The sequence below is a fragment of the Virgibacillus carmonensis genome, assembly GCF_057836705.1.
The window spans coordinates 1-527 of the sequence record NZ_JBYQFJ010000390.1; the positions used below are offsets into that span (position 1 = coordinate 1).

Consider the following 527-nt stretch of genomic DNA (forward strand, 5'->3'; position numbering starts at 1 on the left):
ACCTCTAAATCGATAAGTGATCCATTGTCGTTAACCATGATATTTGTTGCCTTCACATCTGCTTGTGACTCACTTAACAGGCTGTACGTAAGAATATCACCCTCACATGTTTCAAGGATATCAGCAGCCATCGCTGGATCATCAGCATTAACTACTGCAGTCTTCACCTGTTCAAATAACTTCAACTTTGCTTTTTTATAGTTTGCAAAGTTTTTATGGTATTCGATATGCTCTGGAGACAAATTTGTATGTACGCCTACGTCAAATAAAATACCTTCCACTCTTTTTTGTTCAATAGCAATGGAAGAGACCTCCATCGCAACTGCTTTATCACCCGCAGCATAAAGTTGGTCAAAAATCTCATGGATATCTGATGATTCTGGTGTCGTCGGCGTACTCGGTTGAAAATCCAGCTTTCCTTTAGAAGACCATACTCCAGTTGTACCAATTGAACCCGCGGGTAAACCCAAGTTATTCAATAATGATTTTACATAAGCTGCAACGGTTGTTTTTCCATTTGTGCCTGT

Annotated in this window: 1 protein-coding gene; it reads right to left on the reverse strand. The window is 39.7% G+C overall.

The window, feature by feature from the left end; genetic code table 11:
* Positions 1 to 527: Mur ligase family protein (locus tag AC3G7N_RS22520; RefSeq protein ID WP_489424324.1), on the reverse strand; the 527-nt coding region annotated here is incomplete at both ends.